Source organism: Pseudomonas sp. Hz4, assembly GCF_054898165.1.
Genome location: NZ_CM142719.1, coordinates 1,095,009 through 1,114,006, shown reverse-complemented (window position 1 = coordinate 1,114,006; position 18,998 = coordinate 1,095,009). Strand labels below are relative to the sequence as shown.

17 protein-coding genes and 2 tRNA genes are annotated in these 18,998 nt (G+C 57.4%); 1 reads left to right on the top strand and 18 read right to left on the bottom strand.

Going from position 1 to position 18,998, the window contains the following annotated elements:
- Positions 1–94 precede the first annotated feature (94 nt).
- The 14 genes from rpsO to rlmE all read right to left on the bottom strand — a co-directional run bounded on the left by rpsO (position 95) and on the right by rlmE (position 13,094).
- Complete coding sequence (gene rpsO / locus ACYZTR_RS04930) at positions 95–364, bottom strand: 30S ribosomal protein S15 (RefSeq protein WP_282374990.1); 270 nt, start codon at positions 362–364, stop codon at positions 95–97.
- Between the two features lie 119 nt (positions 365–483).
- The gene (gene truB, locus ACYZTR_RS04925; RefSeq protein WP_461976903.1) at positions 484–1,401 is read right to left on the bottom strand and encodes a tRNA pseudouridine(55) synthase TruB; all 918 of its coding nucleotides are present in this window, start codon (positions 1,399–1,401) and stop codon (positions 484–486) included.
- A gap of 3 nt (positions 1,402–1,404) precedes the next feature.
- The gene (gene rbfA, locus ACYZTR_RS04920; RefSeq protein WP_008149016.1) at positions 1,405–1,806 is read right to left on the bottom strand and encodes a 30S ribosome-binding factor RbfA; all 402 of its coding nucleotides are present in this window, start codon (positions 1,804–1,806) and stop codon (positions 1,405–1,407) included.
- 159 nt (positions 1,807–1,965) lie between these two features.
- Entirely contained in the window at positions 1,966–4,491 is a 2,526-nt protein-coding gene (gene infB, locus ACYZTR_RS04915) for a translation initiation factor IF-2 (protein WP_461976901.1), read from the bottom strand.
- 27 nt (positions 4,492–4,518) lie between these two features.
- Positions 4,519–6,000, bottom strand: coding sequence for a transcription termination factor NusA (gene nusA / locus ACYZTR_RS04910; protein WP_461976899.1), 1,482 nt, complete (start codon positions 5,998–6,000; stop codon positions 4,519–4,521).
- A gap of 47 nt (positions 6,001–6,047) precedes the next feature.
- The gene (gene rimP / locus ACYZTR_RS04905; RefSeq protein ID WP_010463487.1) at positions 6,048–6,506 is read right to left on the bottom strand and encodes a ribosome maturation factor RimP; all 459 of its coding nucleotides are present in this window, start codon (positions 6,504–6,506) and stop codon (positions 6,048–6,050) included.
- 138 nt (positions 6,507–6,644) lie between these two features.
- Positions 6,645–6,721: transfer RNA gene (locus tag ACYZTR_RS04900), tRNA-Met, on the bottom strand.
- A gap of 96 nt (positions 6,722–6,817) precedes the next feature.
- Positions 6,818–6,903, bottom strand: a tRNA-Leu gene (locus tag ACYZTR_RS04895).
- 22 nt (positions 6,904–6,925) lie between these two features.
- Complete coding sequence (gene secG / locus ACYZTR_RS04890; protein WP_010463489.1) at positions 6,926–7,309, bottom strand: preprotein translocase subunit SecG; 384 nt, start codon at positions 7,307–7,309, stop codon at positions 6,926–6,928.
- Between the two features lie 4 nt (positions 7,310–7,313).
- Positions 7,314–8,069, bottom strand: a complete 756-nt coding sequence (gene tpiA / locus ACYZTR_RS04885) for a triose-phosphate isomerase (RefSeq protein WP_461976898.1) — start codon at positions 8,067–8,069, stop codon at positions 7,314–7,316.
- A 66-nt stretch (positions 8,070–8,135) separates the two neighbouring features.
- A complete protein-coding gene (gene glmM, locus ACYZTR_RS04880) occupies positions 8,136–9,473 on the bottom strand; it encodes a phosphoglucosamine mutase (protein WP_461976896.1) in 1,338 nt (445 codons plus the stop codon).
- A 14-nt stretch (positions 9,474–9,487) separates the two neighbouring features.
- Positions 9,488–10,339, bottom strand: coding sequence for a dihydropteroate synthase (gene folP, locus ACYZTR_RS04875; RefSeq protein ID WP_461976894.1), 852 nt, complete (start codon positions 10,337–10,339; stop codon positions 9,488–9,490).
- 8 nt (positions 10,340–10,347) lie between these two features.
- Positions 10,348–12,261: an ATP-dependent zinc metalloprotease FtsH gene (ftsH, locus tag ACYZTR_RS04870; RefSeq protein ID WP_461976892.1), complete on the bottom strand. Its 1,914-nt coding sequence runs from the start codon at positions 12,259–12,261 to the stop codon at positions 10,348–10,350.
- 200 nt (positions 12,262–12,461) lie between these two features.
- A complete protein-coding gene (gene rlmE / locus ACYZTR_RS04865; protein ID WP_282374971.1) occupies positions 12,462–13,094 on the bottom strand; it encodes a 23S rRNA (uridine(2552)-2'-O)-methyltransferase RlmE in 633 nt (210 codons plus the stop codon).
- A gap of 105 nt (positions 13,095–13,199) precedes the next feature.
- Between rlmE and ACYZTR_RS04860 the strand changes: the two genes are divergently transcribed.
- A complete protein-coding gene (locus ACYZTR_RS04860; protein WP_282374969.1) occupies positions 13,200–13,508 on the top strand; it encodes a YhbY family RNA-binding protein in 309 nt (102 codons plus the stop codon).
- A gap of 9 nt (positions 13,509–13,517) precedes the next feature.
- Here the strand turns inward: ACYZTR_RS04860 and ACYZTR_RS04855 are convergent, their stop codons facing one another.
- The 4 genes from ACYZTR_RS04855 to carA form a co-directional block, all read right to left on the bottom strand.
- On the bottom strand, positions 13,518–13,922 hold the full coding sequence (locus tag ACYZTR_RS04855; protein ID WP_461976890.1) for an MFS transporter: 405 nt from the start codon (positions 13,920–13,922) through the stop codon (positions 13,518–13,520).
- A gap of 28 nt (positions 13,923–13,950) precedes the next feature.
- Positions 13,951–14,427 (bottom strand): transcription elongation factor GreA, encoded by a 477-nt coding sequence (gene greA / locus ACYZTR_RS04850; protein WP_449643161.1) that lies wholly within the window; start codon positions 14,425–14,427, stop codon positions 13,951–13,953.
- On the bottom strand, positions 14,424–17,645 hold the full coding sequence (gene carB / locus ACYZTR_RS04845; RefSeq protein ID WP_461976887.1) for a carbamoyl-phosphate synthase large subunit: 3,222 nt from the start codon (positions 17,643–17,645) through the stop codon (positions 14,424–14,426). Before carB ends, greA begins: the two co-directional genes overlap by 4 nt.
- Before the next feature lie 117 nt (positions 17,646–17,762).
- Positions 17,763–18,899: a glutamine-hydrolyzing carbamoyl-phosphate synthase small subunit gene (gene carA, locus ACYZTR_RS04840; RefSeq protein WP_461976885.1), complete on the bottom strand. Its 1,137-nt coding sequence runs from the start codon at positions 18,897–18,899 to the stop codon at positions 17,763–17,765.
- Positions 18,900–18,998: the final 99 nt, after the last annotated feature.

Sequence of the window (18,998 nt, the reverse complement as noted above, 5' to 3'; positions counted from 1 at the left end):
TATCCAGATAAAACTTGAGGCTGGGAGCCTGCCATGCGCCAGCGGGAAACCCACTGACGCACGACAGACAACCAACCTCTAGCGCAATCGCTTATTAGCGACGCAGACCCAGGCGACCGATCAGAGCGCTGTAACGGCTCACGTCTTTGCCTTTCAGGTAGTCCAGCAGCTTACGACGCTGGTTTACCATGCGGATCAGACCACGACGGGAGTGGTGATCTTTACCGTTGATCTTGAAGTGACCTTGCAGTTTGTTGATGTTGTGGGTCAGCAGTGCAACTTGCACTTCTGGCGAACCAGTGTCACCAACAGCTTGCTGGTAGTCAGCTACGATTTGAGCTTTTTCTTGAACGTCGAGAGCCATGAGGCAATCCTTTTATCAGGAAACTGTTTCAAAGAAACAGCTTCAACAGGCCAGGGACAAATCCCTGTATCTATAAAATGAGGAAGTGACCGTGCCTGTTAACAGCCACCCTCGTTCGGTCATTCTGACCGAATCAGTCGACGTGGCGCGATGCGCCCGTCTTCGCTCACTTCACCGATACCGATGAAGCGACCGTTGTGATCCTGTACCCGTACCATGCCGAACTTCGGTGCATCCGGGGCCCGTACCGGTTGGCCGTTAAGCCAGTAGAACGAGCTGTGCTCCGAGAACTGCAACAGCGGCCAATCCAGCAGGCCGCTGTCCGATGGCATCAGGAAGCGGTCGACCGCTTCGTTGCCGCCTTCGGCATGTACGGCTTCCAACTCTTCAAGCGTGACCGTCTGAGCCAGCGTGAAAGGCCCGGCCTGGGTACGTCGCAATTGCGCAACGTAAGCGCCACAACCGAGTTGCTCACCGATATCCTCCACCAGGGTGCGGATATAGGTGCCTTTGCTGCAATCCACCGCAAGCCGCGCAGTATCACCCTCAAAGGCCAGCAATTCCAAGCGCGCAATAGTAACAGAACGCGGTTCGCGCTCCACTACTTCGCCTGCACGGGCCAGCTTGTACAGCGGCTGGCCATCACGCTTGAGCGCCGAGTACATCGGCGGTATCTGACTGATTTGCCCACGAAAACCCGGTAGCACAGCTTCGACATCGGCGCGACCAACGGTCACTGGTCGCTCCTGCAAAACGTCACCTTCGGCATCGGCCGTGGTGGTGGTCTTGCCCAGTTGCGCCAGGGTTTCATAAGCCTTGTCGGAATCGAGCAGGTATTGCGAGAACTTGGTGGCCTCACCGAAGCACAACGGCAGCACGCCGGTGGCCAGCGGATCAAGACTGCCGGTATGCCCGGCCTTCTCGGCGTTCAGCAACCAGCGAACCTTCTGCAATGCCGCGTTGGAGGTAAACCCCAGCGGCTTGTCGAGCAGGATGATGCCGCTGACGTTACGGCGGATCCGTTTGACCTGAGCCACCGATTACTCCTTGGTGTCTTCGGCTTCTGCCGCAACCGGGTGCTGATTGTCTTCAGCCACCGCACGCTCGATCAGGGCCGACAGGTGCGCGCCACGCACGACGCTTTCGTCGTAGTGGAAGTGCAACTGTGGAACGCTGCGCAACTTCATTTCGCGAGCCAACTGCATACGCAGGAAACCGGCGGCGGAGTTGAGCACCTTGATGCTTTGCGCGATGTCTTCGGCGTTGTCCTGGCCCATCACGGTGATGAAGATCTTGGCGTGACCGACGTCACGACTGACTTCAACAGCGGTAATGGTGACCAGGCCTACGCGTGGGTCTTTGACTTCACGACGGATCAACTGTGCCAGCTCACGCTGCATCTGATCGCCGATACGTTGGGTACGGCTGTATTCTTTTGCCATGTCTTGTTACCTGTTACTGCCACACGGTGAAACCCGTGGGGTCTGAAAGCGGCAAACGCCCGGCCTGACAAAAGCCAGACCGGGCGTTGCGTTTAGAGTCCTGACGCCGTGCCGCGCACTTGCATGCGGCGGCTCGCCGTGGCCCTTGAAGTGCGCGAGTTAGAGGCTGCGAGCAACCTGAACCTTCTCGTAGACTTCGATCTTGTCGCCAGCTTTGACGTCGTTGTAGCTCTTGACGCCAATACCGCATTCCATGCCGGCACGTACTTCGGAAGCGTCATCCTTGAAGCGGCGCAGGGATTCCAGCTCGCCTTCGAAGATAACGATGTCTTCACGCAGTACACGGATTGGACGGTTACGGTGAACAACACCTTCGATAACCATGCAACCGGCGATCGCGCCAAACTTCGGCGAACGGAACACGTCACGCACTTCAGCGGTACCCAGGATGTTCTCGCGAACATCGCTGCCCAACATACCGGTGAGGGCTTTCTTGACGTCTTCGATGATGTCGTAGATCACGTTGTAGTAACGCATATCCAGACCTTCCTGCTCGACGATCTTGCGAGCGCCAGCATCGGCACGCACGTTGAAGCCAAACAGAACAGCGCTGGAGGCCAGTGCCAGGTTAGCGTCGGACTCGGTGATACCACCGACACCGCCACCGACAACACGCACTTGCACTTCGTCGTTACCCAGGCCGTTCAAGGCACCGTTCAACGCTTCAAGCGAACCACGGACGTCGGACTTGAGGACGATGTTAAGCGTCTTCTTCTCTTCCTGACCCATGTTCTCGAAGATGTTTTCTAGCTTGCCGGCGTGAGCACGGGCCAGTTTGACTTCGCGGTACTTGCCTTGACGGAACAGAGCCACTTCACGGGCTTTCTTCTCGTCACCAATTACGCTCATCTCGTCGCCAGCGTCCGGGGTACCGTCCAGGCCGAGGATCTCGACAGGGATGGAAGGACCGGCTTCCTTGATTGGCTTGCCGTTCTCGTCGAGCATGGCGCGAACGCGGCCATAGTTCGAACCGACCAGCACCATGTCGCCTTGGCGCAGAGTACCGTCTTGAACCAGAACGGTAGCAACCGGGCCACGACCTTTGTCGAGACGCGATTCAACCACGACGCCACGGCCAGGAGCCGAAGGAGTCGCTTTCAGTTCCAGAACTTCAGCCTGCAGCAGAACAGCTTCGAGCAACTCGTCCACGCCAGTACCGACTTTCGCCGAAACCGATACGAACGGGGTGTCGCCGCCCCACTCTTCCGACGTCACGCCGTGAACCGACAGTTCGCTACGGATGCGATCGAGATCAGCGCCCGGCTTGTCGATTTTGTTCACTGCAACAACCAGCGGAACACCGGCAGCCTTGGCGTGCTGGACCGCTTCAATGGTCTGCGGCATTACGCCGTCGTCCGCTGCAACGACCAGGATCACGATATCAGTCGCCTTGGCACCACGAGCACGCATTGCGGTAAACGCGGCGTGACCCGGGGTATCGAGGAAAGTGACCATGCCGCGATCAGTTTCAACGTGGTACGCACCGATGTGCTGGGTGATACCGCCGGCTTCGCCTGCAGCTACCTTGGCACGACGGATGTAGTCGAGCAGAGAGGTCTTACCGTGGTCAACGTGGCCCATTACGGTCACAACCGGTGCACGGGAGAACGATTCACCTTCAAACTTCAGGGACTCGGCCAGGGAATCTTCCAGGGCGGTGTCGCTGACCAGGGTCACTTTGTGGCCCAATTCCTCGGCCACAAGCTGGGCAGTTTCCTGATCCAATACCTGGTTGATGGTCGCTGGAGTACCCAGTTTGAACATGAACTTGATGATTTCAGCAGCCTTGACCGACATCTGCTGGGCAAGATCGCCAACAGTGATGGTCTCGCCGATCTTCACTTCGCGCACGACAGGGCCGGTTGGGCTCTGGAAACCGTGAGCGTTGCGTTTCTTCAGCTTGGCCTTGCCGCGACCACCACGACGGAAGCCATCGCTTTCTTCGTCGGTAGTACGTGGAGCAACGCGTGGAGCAGGCGCCTTTTCCTTGACCGAAGCACGATGCGGAGCGTTTTTGCGCTCACCATCACCACTGCCACGACGATTGTTATCGTCGGCACGTGGTTTGTCCGGACGGCGCTGTTCGTTTTGCTTGCGAGCGTCGGCAGACGGTGCTGGTGCAGCGGCCACAACCGGTGCGCTTTGGCGTACCGGCTCGGCAACTGCAGCAGGTGCTGCAACGGCGTCGTTAGTAGCAGTTTGCGCAGAAGCAGGCTGGCGACGCGCTTCTTCTTCGGCGCGACGCTTGGTTTCTTCTTCAGCCTTCTGACGAGCAGCATTTTCTACTGCGCGACGTTCTTCCAGATCGCGTTTGCGCTCAGCTTCGATTTCTTCCGGGCTGCGCTGTACGAAGACTTTCTTCTTGCGCACTTCAACGCTGATGCTTTTGCTGCCAGCAACACGCAGGGTGCTGGTGGTTTTGCGCTGCAGTGTAATCTTGCGCGGTTCTTCCACTTTCGCCTTGTGGCTGCTCTTCAAGTGAGTCAGCAAAGACTGCTTCTCACTATCGCTCACACCTTCATCGGCGGCGGTGTGCGGCAGACCTGCCTCACGCATCTGCTGCAACAGGCGCTCTACCGGTGTTTTGACCTCATCGGCCAGTTGTTTCACCGTGACTTGCGTCATGCACTTCTCTCCTCAGGCCGCGCCTAATTACTCGAACCAGTGGGCTCGGGCGGCCATGATCAACTTGCCGGCACGATCATCGTCAATGCCGTCGATGTCGAGCAGATCGTCAATAGACTGCTCGGCCAGGTCTTCGCGGGTAATTACGCCGCGCACCGCCAGTTCCATCGCCAAATCCTTGTCCATACCCTCAAGCGAGAGCAGGTCTTCGGCCGGATGGGCGTCTGCCAGCTTTTCCTCAGTAGCGATGGCTTTGGTCAACAAACGATCCTTGGCGCGAGCGCGAAGCTCGTTGACGGTTTCTTCGTCAAAGCCGTCGATGTTGAGCATTTCTTCCAACGGTACGTAGGCAATCTCTTCCAGGCTGGTGAAGCCTTCATCTACCAGCACCTGTGCCAGGTCTTCGTCGACTTCCAGCTCGTCGATGAAGTTGCGCAGGATGTCGCCGGTTTCTGCTTGCTGCTTAGCCTGGATGTCCGATTCGGTCATCACGTTCAGGGTCCAGCCAGTCAACTGGCTAGCCAGACGCACGTTCTGACCACCGCGACCAATGGCCTGAGCCAGATTGTCTGCGCCAACGGCGATGTCCATTGCATGGGCATCTTCGTCAACGATAATTGCCGCCACTTCAGCCGGCGACATTGCATTGATCACAAACTGAGCCGGGTTGTCGTCCCAAAGGACGATATCAACACGCTCACCGCCCAACTCACCCGACACTGCCTGGACGCGCGAACCGCGCATACCGATGCAAGCGCCTTGCGGGTCGATGCGTTTGTCCTTGGAGCGGACCGCGATCTTGGCGCGCGAACCCGGGTCACGGGATGCCGCCATTACTTCGATCAGGCCTTCAGCGATTTCCGGCACTTCGATGCGGAACAACTCGATCAGCATTTCCGGCGCGGTACGCGACAGGATCAGCTGCGGGCCGCGGTTCTCGGTGCGGATTTCCTTGAGCAGCGCACGCAGGCGCACGCCAACCCGGAAGGTTTCCCGAGAGATGATGTCTTCACGAGCCAGCAACGCTTCAGCGTTGTTGCCCAGGTCGACGATCACGTTGTCGCGGGTGACTTTCTTCACGGTGCCGGAGATGATTTCCCCCAGGCGCTCGCGATAGGCATCAACGACTTGAGCACGCTCGGCTTCGCGAACTTTCTGCACGATGACTTGCTTGGCAGTCTGTGCAGCGATCCGGCCGAACTCAATGGATTCGATCTTTTCTTCGACTACATCACCGACCTGAGCACCCGGATGCGTTTCGGCAACCTTGCTCGGCCAGGTTTCGATGGCCGGATCGTCCAGGTTTGCTTCTTCGACGACCGTCCAGCGACGGAATGTCTCATAAACACCCGTGTGGCGATTGATTTCCACACGCAGATCGACTTCGTCCTCGAACCGCTTTTTGGTAGCAGTGGCCAGAGCCAGCTCCAGCGCTTCAAAAATTACGTTTGCCGGTACGCCCTTTTCATTGGATACCGACTCAACAACCAGCAGTACTTCTTTGCTCATCGTACGCCTCGCCTTTCGCAAGCCATTGGATCCGCGGGATCCGCGTCTCAGTCAAAACTGGGAATAATGTTGGCCTTGTCGATCATATCGATCGGCAACAGGAACTCATGGTCTTCTACCTGCACCACGACGTCCTGCTCTTCTACACCGCGCAGAAGGCCCTGAAAGTTGCGTCGTCCTTCAAAAGGCGAGCGCAACTTGATCTTCACTTGTTCACCGGCAAATTTTGCAAACTGCTCAATTGTGAACAGTGGGCGTTCCATGCCAGGCGAGGAAACTTCAAGGGTGTACTCAACGGCGATCGGATCTTCAACATCCAGGACACCGCTGATCTGACGGCTGACGATGGCACAATCGTCCACCAGCACGCCGCCCTCTTTATCAATATAAACGCGCAACATTGAGTGGCGACCTTGAGCCGAAAACTCAATACCCCAGCATTCATAGCCTAGGGCCACGACCACCGGGGCCAGCAAGGCCTGCAACTCTTCTAGCTTGCTCGACACCTGAACCCCCTCGTGCATGTATGTGCATGCTGTGCAAAATAAAAAAATGGGCGAAACGCCCATCCTTGAAACGCCGTCGAACAGCGGCGTTGAAAGTGTCCAGCTAATAAAAAGCCCCTTAAAAGGGGCTCCTTAAACTGGTTGCGGGGGCCGGATTTGAACCGACGACCTTCGGGTTATGAGCCCGACGAGCTACCAGACTGCTCCACCCCGCGACAAAGCTGGGGCGGAAGTATACGACCGATCCCTGACAGGGTCAATGTAACCTTCCACCTACAAGAAAGCCCGCAACCGCGGGCTCTCCTGACAATTGGTACCGAGAAGGGGACTCGAACCCCTACACCCTATGGGCACAACCACCTCAAGGTTGCGTGTCTACCAATTCCACCACCTCGGCAATACTACGTCTGAAACCCTTCTTACTTTTGCTCTTGAGCTGGAGGCACGTCAGTCGCTGGAGTAGCCGACTTTTGCTCTTGAAGCACCGGTACATCATCAGAAGCCGGTTGTTGCTTTGGAACTTCCAACACTGCCGGATTTGGCAAACCTACTTGAGTCAGCTGTTGAGCTTTCTCTTTAGCAAAGTAACCTAACCCTAAGCTGGTTATGAAGAAACCGGCGGCAAGTATAGCAGTAAATTTACTAAGAAAGGTAGAGGAACCTTGGCTTCCGAACACAGTATTTGAAGCACCTGCTCCGAAAGACGCGCCAGCATCCGCACCCTTACCCTGCTGCAGCAATACCAGAGCAACTACGCCCAATGCGCCCAGCAGATGAAAAACGACTACGACTGTTTCCAGCATTTTTTCAGTTTCCCGCGGCGCGACAAATCGCACCGAACTCATCTGCATTCAGGGAAGCTCCACCAATGAGCCCCCCATCGATATCCGGCATGCCGAACAGTTCGACCGCATTGGCCGCCTTCACGCTGCCGCCGTATAGAAGCCGCACACCTTGTGCGACCTCAGAATTCTCTGCCGCCAACTGAGCGCGGATGGCTGCGTGCACATCCTGCGCCTGTTGCGGCGAAGCAGTCAGCCCGGTGCCAATGGCCCAGACCGGCTCGTAAGCAATTACTGCCTTTGCAAAAGCACCAACACCCAGCTCCTCTATGATACTGCCCAGCTGACGCCCGACAACCTCAAGAGTTTTACCGGCTTCACGCTGCTCAAGGGTTTCCCCTACGCACAACACCGGAATCAAGCCGCATGCCTGCGCCGCTGCGAACTTGCGAATTAGCATACCGTCCTGCTCGCCCATAATCTGACGGCGTTCGGAGTGCCCGACAAGCACCAGGGAACAACCTGCATCCACCAATTGACTCGGCGCGACTTCACCGGTCAGTGCACCCTGCATGGATTCCACCGCAGAATTCTGCGCGCCGACCAAAATCGACTTGCCTTTCAAGCCATCAATCACTTGATTGATATGCAAGCAAGGCGGGAATACCGCTACATCAACACCGCTCGGCAAGGCCAGATGACGAAGGCCATTGATCAGCTCAGCGACGCTGGCGCGGGTACCGTGCATCTTCCAGTTACCAGCTACCATAGGGCGACGCATGCTGTACCTCGTCGGTCAAAGTGGGCGCAGATGTTACCCAACACAATCATGGCTGGCAAGCCGAATTCAGGCAGAAACTTCAGTAACCAGTTTTGCAAGCTCTTCAGCGTAACCGCGAACCTGTGTTTCGTCCTCGCCTTCGACCATGACCCGCACCAGCGGCTCCGTCCCGGACTTGCGCAACAGCACGCGCCCACGACCAGCCATAGCGTTGGTAACGCGCTCGCTGGCCTCTTTGACCGAGGGATGATCGAGAGGGCTTGCACCCCCGCCGAAACGCACGTTGATCAGCACTTGAGGGCATTTACGCAATGCCTGACGGGCTTGAGCCAGACCCTCGGAGCGACGTTTCAGCGCCATCAGCACCTGCAGTGCAGCAATAATCGCATCACCCGTCGTGGTGTGATTGAAGCAGACGATATGCCCTGAGTTTTCACCACCTACGAGCCAGTTGCGCTCCAACAGGTCAGCGATCACATATCGGTCACCGACATTGGCGCGCACAAAAGGGATCGCCAGATCCGCCAGGGCCAGTTCCAGCCCCAGGTTACTCATCAACGTCCCGACTACACCACCCTGCAACTTGCCGCGATCATGCAGATCGCGAGCAATGATGAACAGCAACTCATCGCCGTCGACGACCGCGCCAGTGTGATCGACCATCTGGACTCGATCACCGTCACCATCAAAGGCAATACCCAAATCAGCATGTTCAGCCAATACAGCAGCTTGCAAAGGCTCCATATGGGTTGAACCGCAATTCTCATTGATGTTCAGGCCATTAGGATGAGCAGAAAGCACAACGACATCGGCCCCCAGCTCACGGAACACACTAGGCGCCACTTTATAGGTCGCACCGTGGGCGCAGTCGATCACGATCTTCAGCCCGGCAAAACTGGTGCCGGTAGGAACGCTGCTCTTGCAGAATTCGATATAACGGCCCGAGGCATCGTTGATTCGCGATACCTTGCCGATCTTGCTCGACTCAACCACAGTCATTGGGGTGTCGAGCAGTTCTTCGATCATCAACTCGACTTCATCCGGAAGCTTGGTGCCCTTTCCGGAGAAAAATTTGATGCCGTTGTCATCGTGAGGGTTGTGCGAGGCACTGATCACGATGCCCGCTTCGGCATGGAAGGTACGCGTCAGGTAGGCGATGGCCGGTGTCGGCATCGGACCCAGGAGCATGACATCCGCACCGGCCGACGTAAGCCCGGCCTCGAGCGCCGATTCGAACATATAGCCGGAGATCCGGGTGTCCTTGCCCACCAGTACCTTGCAGGCGCCCATTTTGCGGAATGCCATGCCTGCAGCCCAGCCGAGCTTGAGCATGAAATCAGGAGTAATCGGGTACTCGCCGACTCGACCACGAATGCCGTCGGTGCCAAAGTATTTTTTAGTCATAAGTACTCCATCGTTTATTCGGCTGATTCCACTGCGGCGATCATCCGCACCACATCGACAGTTTCGGCCACATCATGGACGCGCAATATACGCACACCCTTGACCGAAGCCAGCGCCGCAAGCGCCAGACCCCCATACAGACGCCCTCCAACCGGACGATTCAAGGCCTGACCTATCATGCTCTTTCGCGAAACCCCGACCAACAGGGGCCGCCCCAAGGCATGCAGGGCCTCCATATGTTTGAACAAGCTTAGATTGTGCTGCAAGTTTTTCGCGAAGCCGAAACCCGGATCAAGAATGATCCGTTCAGCCGGAATCCCCACCGACGCACACTGTGCCATCCGTTCAGCGAGAAACTCGCCCACCTCTTTCGTGACGTCCTGATAATGCGGATTGTCCTGCATGTCGCCCGGCTCACCAAGCATATGCATCAGACACACCGGCAGACCCGTGGCCGCGGCCGCATCAAGAGCGCCATCGCGCCGCAACGATCGCACATCATTGATCAATCCAGCCCCAAGTCGTGCGGTTTCGCGCATGACCGCTGGCGTGGACGTATCGACCGAGATAATCACATCCAGTTCGCGATGAATTCGCTCGACGATGGGTGCCACGCGCTCCAGCTCTTCCAGCGGTGAAACCGCCCTGGCGCCCGGCCGGGTCGATTCGCCACCGACGTCGATCAGGGTCGCGCCGGCTGCCACCATAGCCTCAGCATGGCGCAAGGCCGCATCGAGCTGGCTGTATTGGCCACCGTCAGAGAAGGAATCGGGAGTGACATTGAGAATGCCCATGACATGCGTCCGGGCCAAATCAAGAACCCGGTTGCCGCAAGGCAACCGGGTCGAGGACAGAACAGAAGTCATTTCAAACCTTAAACGTCAGCAGCCGGACCGCCTATAGGTTTTTCCGGACGCTCATCCTGCACCGTCGGAGGTGTTCCGGAGGTACCGGTGCTGTCTCCTGACCAGTCGCGAGGCTCGCGAGGTGTACGACCCGCCATGATGTCGTCGATCTGATCGGCATCGATCGTTTCGTACTTCATCAAGGCATCAGCCATTGCGTCGAGCTTGTCACGGTTATCCGTGAGGATCTGCTTGGCCGTACCGTAGCACTGATCAATGATACTGCGCACTTCGGAATCAATCAGCTTAGCTGTCTCACCGGAGAAGCTTGCACCCTGACCACCACCGCCGCGACCGAGGAACACTTCGCCCTCTTCTTCGGCGTACATCAACGGGCCGAGTTTTTCCGACAAGCCCCACTTGGTCACCATGTTTCGTGCAATCTGGCTGGCACGCATGATGTCGTTTGACGCACCGGTGGTGACGCCGTCGAAGCCCAAGGTCATTTCTTCAGCAATACGACCGCCGTACAGCGAGCAGATCTGGCTGATCAACGCACGCTTGGACAGGCTGTAGCGATCTTCTTCCGGTAGGAACATGGTCACACCCAGCGCACGACCGCGCGGAATGATTGACACCTTGTAGACCGGATCATGCTCAGGCACCACGCGACCAACAATTGCGTGGCCCGCTTCGTGATAAGCGGTGTTCCGCTTCTCTTTCTCCGACATGACCATGGATTTGCGCTCGGCGCCCATCATGATCTTGTCTTTGGCCAACTCGAACTCTTTCATTTCGACGATGCGCTTGCCGGTACGGGCTGCGAACAACGACGCCTCGTTCACCAGGTTGGCCAGGTCGGCACCGGAGAAACCAGGAGTACCACGAGCGATTACGGCCGGAGCGACATCGTCACCCATTGGCACTTTGCGCATGTGAACTTTGAGAATTTGCTCGCGACCACGGATATCCGGCAGACCGACGACAACCTGACGGTCGAAACGGCCCGGACGCAGTAATGCCGGGTCAAGTACGTCTGGACGGTTGGTTGCGGCGATGACGATGATGCCGTCATTCATTTCGAAGCCGTCCATCTCTACCAGCAACTGGTTGAGAGTCTGTTCGCGCTCGTCATGACCGCCACCCATGCCGGCACCACGATGACGACCGACGGCGTCAATTTCATCGATGAAGATGATGCATGGAGCGTGTTTCTTGGCCTGTTCAAACATGTCACGAACACGGCTGGCACCGACACCGACGAACATTTCGACGAAATCGGAACCGGAAATGGTGAAGAACGGCACTTTGGCTTCACCGGCAATCGCCTTGGCCAGCAAGGTTTTACCGGTGCCAGGAGGACCCACCATCAGTACGCCGCGAGGAATGCGACCACCCAGACGCTGGAACTTGCCCGGATCACGCAGGAACTCGACCAGTTCACCGACCTCTTCCTTGGCTTCGTCGCAACCGGCAACGTCACCCAAAGTGGTTTTCACCTGATCTTCGGAGAGCAGGCGCGCCTTGCTCTTGCCGAAGCTCATCGGCCCACCCTTGCCGCCGGCACCGCCCTGCATCTGCCGCATGAAGAACATGAACACGGCGATGATCACCAGGATCGGGAAGCTTGCGACCAGAAGTTGAGTCCAGATGCTTTGCTGCTCAGGCTGCTTGCCTTCGACCACAACGTGGTTATCCACGAGATCGCCGATCAGACCGTTGTCCTGGATTGCAGGACGAATGGTCTTGAAGCTGTCGCCATCGTTGCGTTTGCCGGTAATCACATAGCCGTCAACTGCTACGCGCTCGACCTTGCCATCCTTGACCTGCTGGATGAAGTCGGAATAGTTGAGGGTCTGCGGCTCGTTAGGGCTGGAGAAGTTGTTCATCACTGTCACCAGGACAGCCGCGATGATCAACCACAGGATCAGATTCTTTGCCATATCGTTCAATTAACTACCCTCTGAAGCAAGCTCCGCTAATGGCGCGCGCTTCGCATGATATTCACCGGCCTAACTTACTACATTACCTACGGCTCTGGCAGGCGCCGTCTGTAACCCTTTGTGAAACACTTTCTACACACTATTCGCTAATGCTCACGGGGCGAAATACTAAAAACCTATCACCCCGGTCGAAAAACCTCTTATTCCTCGCTGCGACCGCGGAAACCACGAGCCAGCAGATACTGCTCACGAGAGCGATCGCGCGATGATTTAGGCTTGCGCGTCGTGACCTTCTCGAATTGCTGGCGAACGCTTTTGTGGTATTCGTCGAAACCTTCACCCTGGAAAACCTTGATCAAGAAATCACCACCGGGCTTCAACACCCGAGTCGCCAGATCCAGCGCCAACTCGCACAGGAACATCGATCGCGGCATATCAACAGACGCCAATCCACTCATATTGGGGGCCATATCGGAAATCACAAGGTCTACCTCGTTTTTTCCGACAGCTTCGAGAATCTGCGCCAGCACGGCGTCCTCGGTGAAGTCGCCCTGAATGAAGGTCACATCAGGGATGCTGTCCATTTCAAGGATGTCGGAAGCAATCAGCGTACCTTGCCCACCAATCAGACGACTGGTCACCTGGGACCAACCACCCGGGGCGGCGCCCAGGTCGATCACGCTCATGCCTGGACGGATCAAACGGTCTCTGTCCTGGATTTCCAGCAGTTTGTAGCTGGCACGAGAGCGGTACCCATCTTTTTGCGCCATTTTGACGAATGGGTCGTTGAAATGCTCTTGCAGCCACTTAAGGCTTGTCTTGGAACGGGCCACGGGCCACCTCGAAAATAAAACGGGTCGTGATTAACTGGGCGGTCCCGGACTCGCTCGGGTAAACTGGCCGCCGCTTTTTACAAGATCAGACACAGGGGTCAGATTATGCCGCTCACTCAAGAGCAGAAGAAACAGTACAAATCCATTGGCCACCATCTGAAACCAGTTTTGACTGTGGCTGACAACGGTTTGACTGAAGGTGTGTTAGCCGAACTTGAACGCGCTTTGGCGGATCACGAGCTGATCAAAATCAAGCTCAACATCCTCGATCGCGAATCGCGCCTGGCGACCATTGCAGAACTCTGCAAGGTCGGCAAAGGGGATCTGGTTCAAGTCATCGGCAAGATGGCACTGATTTACCGCAAGAACTTCAGCGTCAACAAGCAGCTGTCGAACGTCCATCGCTTCAAGTGATGACAAGGGTCAAGGGTGTGCTTCGCGCACCCTGCCACTCCATCCAGGCACTGGCTGCAACACCAGCACCAGCCCGGAAAAGCCCAGAACAAGATAGCTGAACACCTGCCAACGCACCGCATCCGGCCAGCCGATACGCACCGCGACATACATCGCACACGCATACAGCGCCATCAGCAGCAGCTGCCCGCGAATATCGCGCCATAGACTGGCAAGGCCCTCGGCCTGAACCAGCACCAAAGCCTGAAAAGTCACGCACGCTGCGGCGAATCCCACCATCAGCGCATCAAGCATGTCTGCAATTTCGTCGATCAGCAGCGGTGCCAGGCCAATTCGCCCCAGCACCGGCACAAGGCCGATGAGCAATAGCCACAGGCCGCCAACCCACAACATCTGAGTCAGCTGCCAAAGCATGGCGCCCGCACGTAGCGGGCGCCTGCGTTCAGATGTGGCTAACTTCGACAATCTCGTACTCGATTACGCCACCCGGCGTTTTCACGGCAACCACATCACCCTCTTCCTTGGCAATCAAGGCGCGGGCCAGTGGCGAACCCACCGAAATTTTGCCGAGTTTGAAGTCAGCCTCATCCTCACCCACGATGTGGTAAGTGACGCGCTCATCCGTCTCGACGTTGGCGATTTCAACGGTGGTACCGAATATCACTTTACCGGTGCGAGGAATGGTCGTGACATCAATAATGACCTGATTCTGAATCCGGCCCTCAATGTCACGAATCCGCGCCTCGACCATACCTTGCTGCTCGCGGGCAGCGTGGTACTCGGCGTTTTCCTTCAAGTCACCCAATTCGCGAGCCGTACCAATGTCCTGGCTGAGCTTCGGGCGGATGACCTTGGTCAGGTGAGCGTGTTCTTCTTCCAGGGCTTTCGCGCCCTGGACGGTCATTGGGTACTTGATCATGCCTTCAATCCTGCGTGTAGATCCTGCAAGCGGCGCACGGTCTTCTCGGGACCGAACTTCAGCGCTTCGCAGATGGCTTCGCCAGCAGCAATGGTGGTGGTGCAGTAGATTTTGTGCTGCAGGGCATTACGACGAATGGAGTACGAGTCGGCGATCGACTGGCGACCTTCAGTGGTGTTGATGATCAGGGTGACTTCGTCATTCTTGATCATGTCGACCACGTGCGGACGACCTTCGGTCACCTTATTCACACGACGCACTTTCAGGCCTGCGGCTTCGATCACCTTGGCAGTACCGGCAGTGGCGACCACTTCGAAGCCCAAGTTGATTAGATCACGGGCCACGCCTGCAACCAGTGGCTTGTCGTCATCACGCACGCTGATGAAAGCGGTACCGCCAGTTGGCAGCACTTCGCTGGCGCCCATCTGTGCTTTGGCAAACGCTTCACCGAAGGTGTCACCCACGCCCATCACTTCACCGGTGGACTTCATCTCTGGGCCCAGGATCGGGTCCACACCAGGGAACTTGGCGAATGGGAATACCGCCTCTTTCACGCTGTAGAAGTTCGGAATGATTTCTTTGGTGAAGCCGATTTCCTTCAGGGTTTTACCTGCCATGACGCGAGCCGCGATCATCGCCAGGGAAACGCCGATGCACTTGGACACGAAAGGTACGGTACGGGAAGCGCGCGGGTTGACTTCGATGACGTAGATGTCTTCGCCTTGCAGCGCCAACTGAACGTTCATCAGGCCGACAACGCCCAGCTCCAGAGCCATTTTCTTGACCTGTTCGCGCATCTCGTCCTGGATGTGTGCAGGCAGCGAGTACGGCGGCAGGGAGCATGCGGAGTCACCGGAGTGAACACCGGCCTGCTCGATGTGCTGCATGATCGCGCCGATCACCACGTCGGTGCCGTCGCAAACTGCATCCACGTCCATTTCGATGGCGCAGTTGAGAAAGTGGTCGAGCAGCACCGGGCTGTCGTTGGACACTTTTACCGCATCACGCAGGTAGCGCTTGAGTTCTTCTTCTTCGTAGACGATTTCCATCGCACGACCGCCCAACACGTAGGACGGGCGAACCACCAGCGGGTAACCGATCTTGCTGGCGGCACGAATCGCTTCGTCTTCGCTGCGCACGGTGGCGTTTGGCGGCTGACGCAGGTTCAGGCGCTCAACCATCTTCTGGAAACGCTCACGGTCTTCGGCACGGTCAATAGCGTCAGGGCTGGTGCCGATGATCGGCACGCCAGCTTCTTCCAGGGCACGAGCCAGTTTCAACGGGGTTTGGCCGCCGTACTGGACGATCACGCCTTTGGGCTTCTCGACGCGGACGATTTCCAGCACGTCTTCCAGGGTGACTGGCTCGAAGTACAGGCGATCGGAGGTGTCGTAGTCGGTGGAAACGGTTTCCGGGTTGCAGTTGACCATGATGGTCTCGTAACCGTCGGCGCGCAGGGCCAGCGCCGCGTGTACACAGCAGTAGTCGAACTCGATGCCTTGACCGATACGGTTAGGACCGCCGCCGAGGATCATGATCTTGTCGCGGCCCGACGGCGCGGCTTCGCACTCTTCCTCGTACGTCGAGTAGAGGTAGGCAGTGTCGGTGGCGAACTCGGCTGCGCAGGTGTCAACGCGCTTGTAGACCGGGAAGATTTCCAGCTTGTGACGGTGGCGACGCAAGTTTTTCTCGGTCACGCCCAGCAGCTTGGCCAGACGCATGTCGGAGAAGCCTTTGCGCTTGAGCTTAAACATCATGTCGCGGTCGATGCTGGCCAGACCCAAGGTCTTGACCTTCTCTTCTTCCTTGATCAGATCTTCGATCTGCACCAGGAACCACGGGTCGATCATGTTCATGCCGAAAATGTCTTCGACCGACAGGCCAGCGCGAAAGGCGTCAGCCACGTACCAGATACGCTCGGCGCCCGGCACGGTCAGTTCGCGCTTGAGCACGCTCATGCTTTCCGGGTTGCTCAGGTCGAGCTTCTCGTCCAGGCCACAAACGCCCACTTCCAGACCACGCAGAGCTTTCTGCAGGGATTCCTGGAAGGTCCGGCCGATGGCCATGACTTCACCGACCGACTTCATTTGAGTGGTCAGGCGTGCGTCGGCTTTCGGGAATTTTTCGAAGGCGAAGCGCGGCAACTTGGTGACGACGTAGTCGATCGACGGTTCGAAGGACGCTGGGGTTTTACCGCCAGTGATGTCGTTCGACAGCTCGTCGAGGGTGTAACCGACAGCCAGTTTTGCCGCGACCTTGGCGATCGGGAAACCGGTAGCTTTCGACGCCAGGGCCGAGGAACGCGATACGCGCGGGTTCATTTCGATGACGACCATGCGGCCAGTGTCCGGGCAAATGCCGAACTGGACGTTGGAACCACCGGTTTCCACGCCGATCTCACGCAGTACCGCCAAAGAGGCGTTACGCATGATCTGGTATTCCTTGTCCGTCAGAGTCTGTGCTGGCGCAACAGTGATCGAGTCACCGGTGTGCACGCCCATCGGGTCAAAGTTTTCGATAGAGCAGACGATGATGCAGTTGTCCTTCTTATCACGGACAACCTCCATCTCGTATTCTTTCCAGCCGATCAGGGATTCGTCGATCAGCAGCTCTTTGGTCGGCGACAGGTCGAGGCCGCGGGCGCAGATTTCTTCGAACTCTTCACGGTTGTAAGCGATACCGCCACCCGTGCCGCCCATGGTGAAGGACGGACGGATGATGCACGGGAAGCCAAGCTTCTCGAGGACCACGTTGGCCTCTTCCATGCTGTGGGCGATACCCGAACGCGGGCAGTCCAGACCGATGGATTTCATCGCCTTGTCGAAGCGCGAACGGTCTTCTGCCTTGTCGATGGTGTCAGCGTTGGCACCGATCATCTCTACGCCGAACTTTTCCAGAACGCCTTCGCGCTCCAGGTCCAGTGCGCAGTTCAGAGCGGTCTGGCCACCCATTGTCGGCAGCAGCGCGTCCGGACGCTCTTTCTCGATGATCTTGGCAACGGTCTGCCACTTGATCGGTTCGATGTAGGTGGCGTCGGCCATGTCCGGGTCGGTCATGATGGTCGCTGGGTTGGAGTTCACCAGGATGACGCGGTAACCCTCCTCGCGCAGGGCTTTACAGGCCTGGGCGCCGGAGTAGTCGAATTCGCAGGCCTGGCCGATCACGATCGGGCCAGCGCCGAGAATCAGGATGCTTTTTATGTCTGTACGTTTTGGCATGGGTTTGTCACTCAAATCCGCAGGTCAGTCGGCAAGCCGTCTTGTTCAATCTTTGGAGCCTTGAGGGGGCACCGACATCGGGACCGCCCTCATGCTTTGCTACATCACGGCGAGCGATCAGCGTCGCTTGGCCATCTCATTGATGAAGCGATCGAACAGTGGTGCTACGTCGTTCGGGCCAGGGCTGGCTTCAGGGTGACCCTGGAAGCTGAAGGCGCTCTTGTCGGTACGCTCGATGCCTTGGAGGGTGCCGTCGAACAGCGATTTGTGGATCGCGCGGACGTTGGCTGGCAAGGTCGCTTCGTCTACCGCAAAACCGTGGTTCTGGCTGGTGATCATCACAACACCGCTGTCCAGATCCTGAACCGGGTGGTTGGCACCGTGGTGGCCGTGCCCCATTTTCAGGGTCTTGGCACCGGAGGCCAGGGCCAGCAGCTGGTGACCGAGGCAGATACCGAAGACTGGAATCTCGGTGTCCAGCACGTCCTTGATCGCCTGGATCGCATAGTCGCAAGGCTCCGGATCACCAGGGCCGTTGGACAGGAACACACCGTCCGGCTTCAGAGCCAGGGCTTCAGCAGCGGGTGTCTGTGCCGGCACCACGGTCACGCGGCAACCGCGCTCGACCAGCATGCGCAGGATGTTCAGCTTGACGCCGTAGTCGTATGCAACCACGTGGTAGGGCAGCTCAGAGGCTGAGAGGGTCGCGTGGCTGTCGGTTTTCAGATCCCAGACAGTTGAGCGCCACTCGTATTTTTCTTTGGTGCTGACAACTTTCGCCAGGTCCATGCCTTTGAGGCCAGGGAAACCCTGAGCGGCGGCGATGGCGGCTTCTTCGGAAATGTTGTCACCGGCCATGATGCAGCCGTTCTGCGCGCCTTTTTCACGCAGGATGCGCGTCAGGCGGCGAGTGTCGATACCGGCGATTGCCACAACGTTGTTGGCTTTCAGGTAGTCGGACAGGGACATCGTGTTACGCCAGTTGCTCGCAACCAGCGGCAGGTCACGGATGACCAGGCCAGCGGACCATACGCGGTCAGACTCGGCGTCTTCCGGTGTGGTGCCGGTGTTGCCGATGTGCGGGTAAGTCAGGGTAACGATCTGTTGGGCGTAGGAAGGATCGGTAAGGATTTCCTGATAGCCGGTCATGGCGGTGTTGAACACCACCTCACCAACGGTTTGACCGTCGGCTCCAATGGCTTCGCCGCGAAAAATGCTGCCATCAGCAAGGGCGAGTATGGCTGGCTTAGTCAAGAAGACCTCCCGTAAATAAAGCCTGAAAGGGCGATCGCAGGTTGTAAAAAAGCGGAGTGACGTATGGACACGTCACCCCGCTTCTTCACCGAATAATTC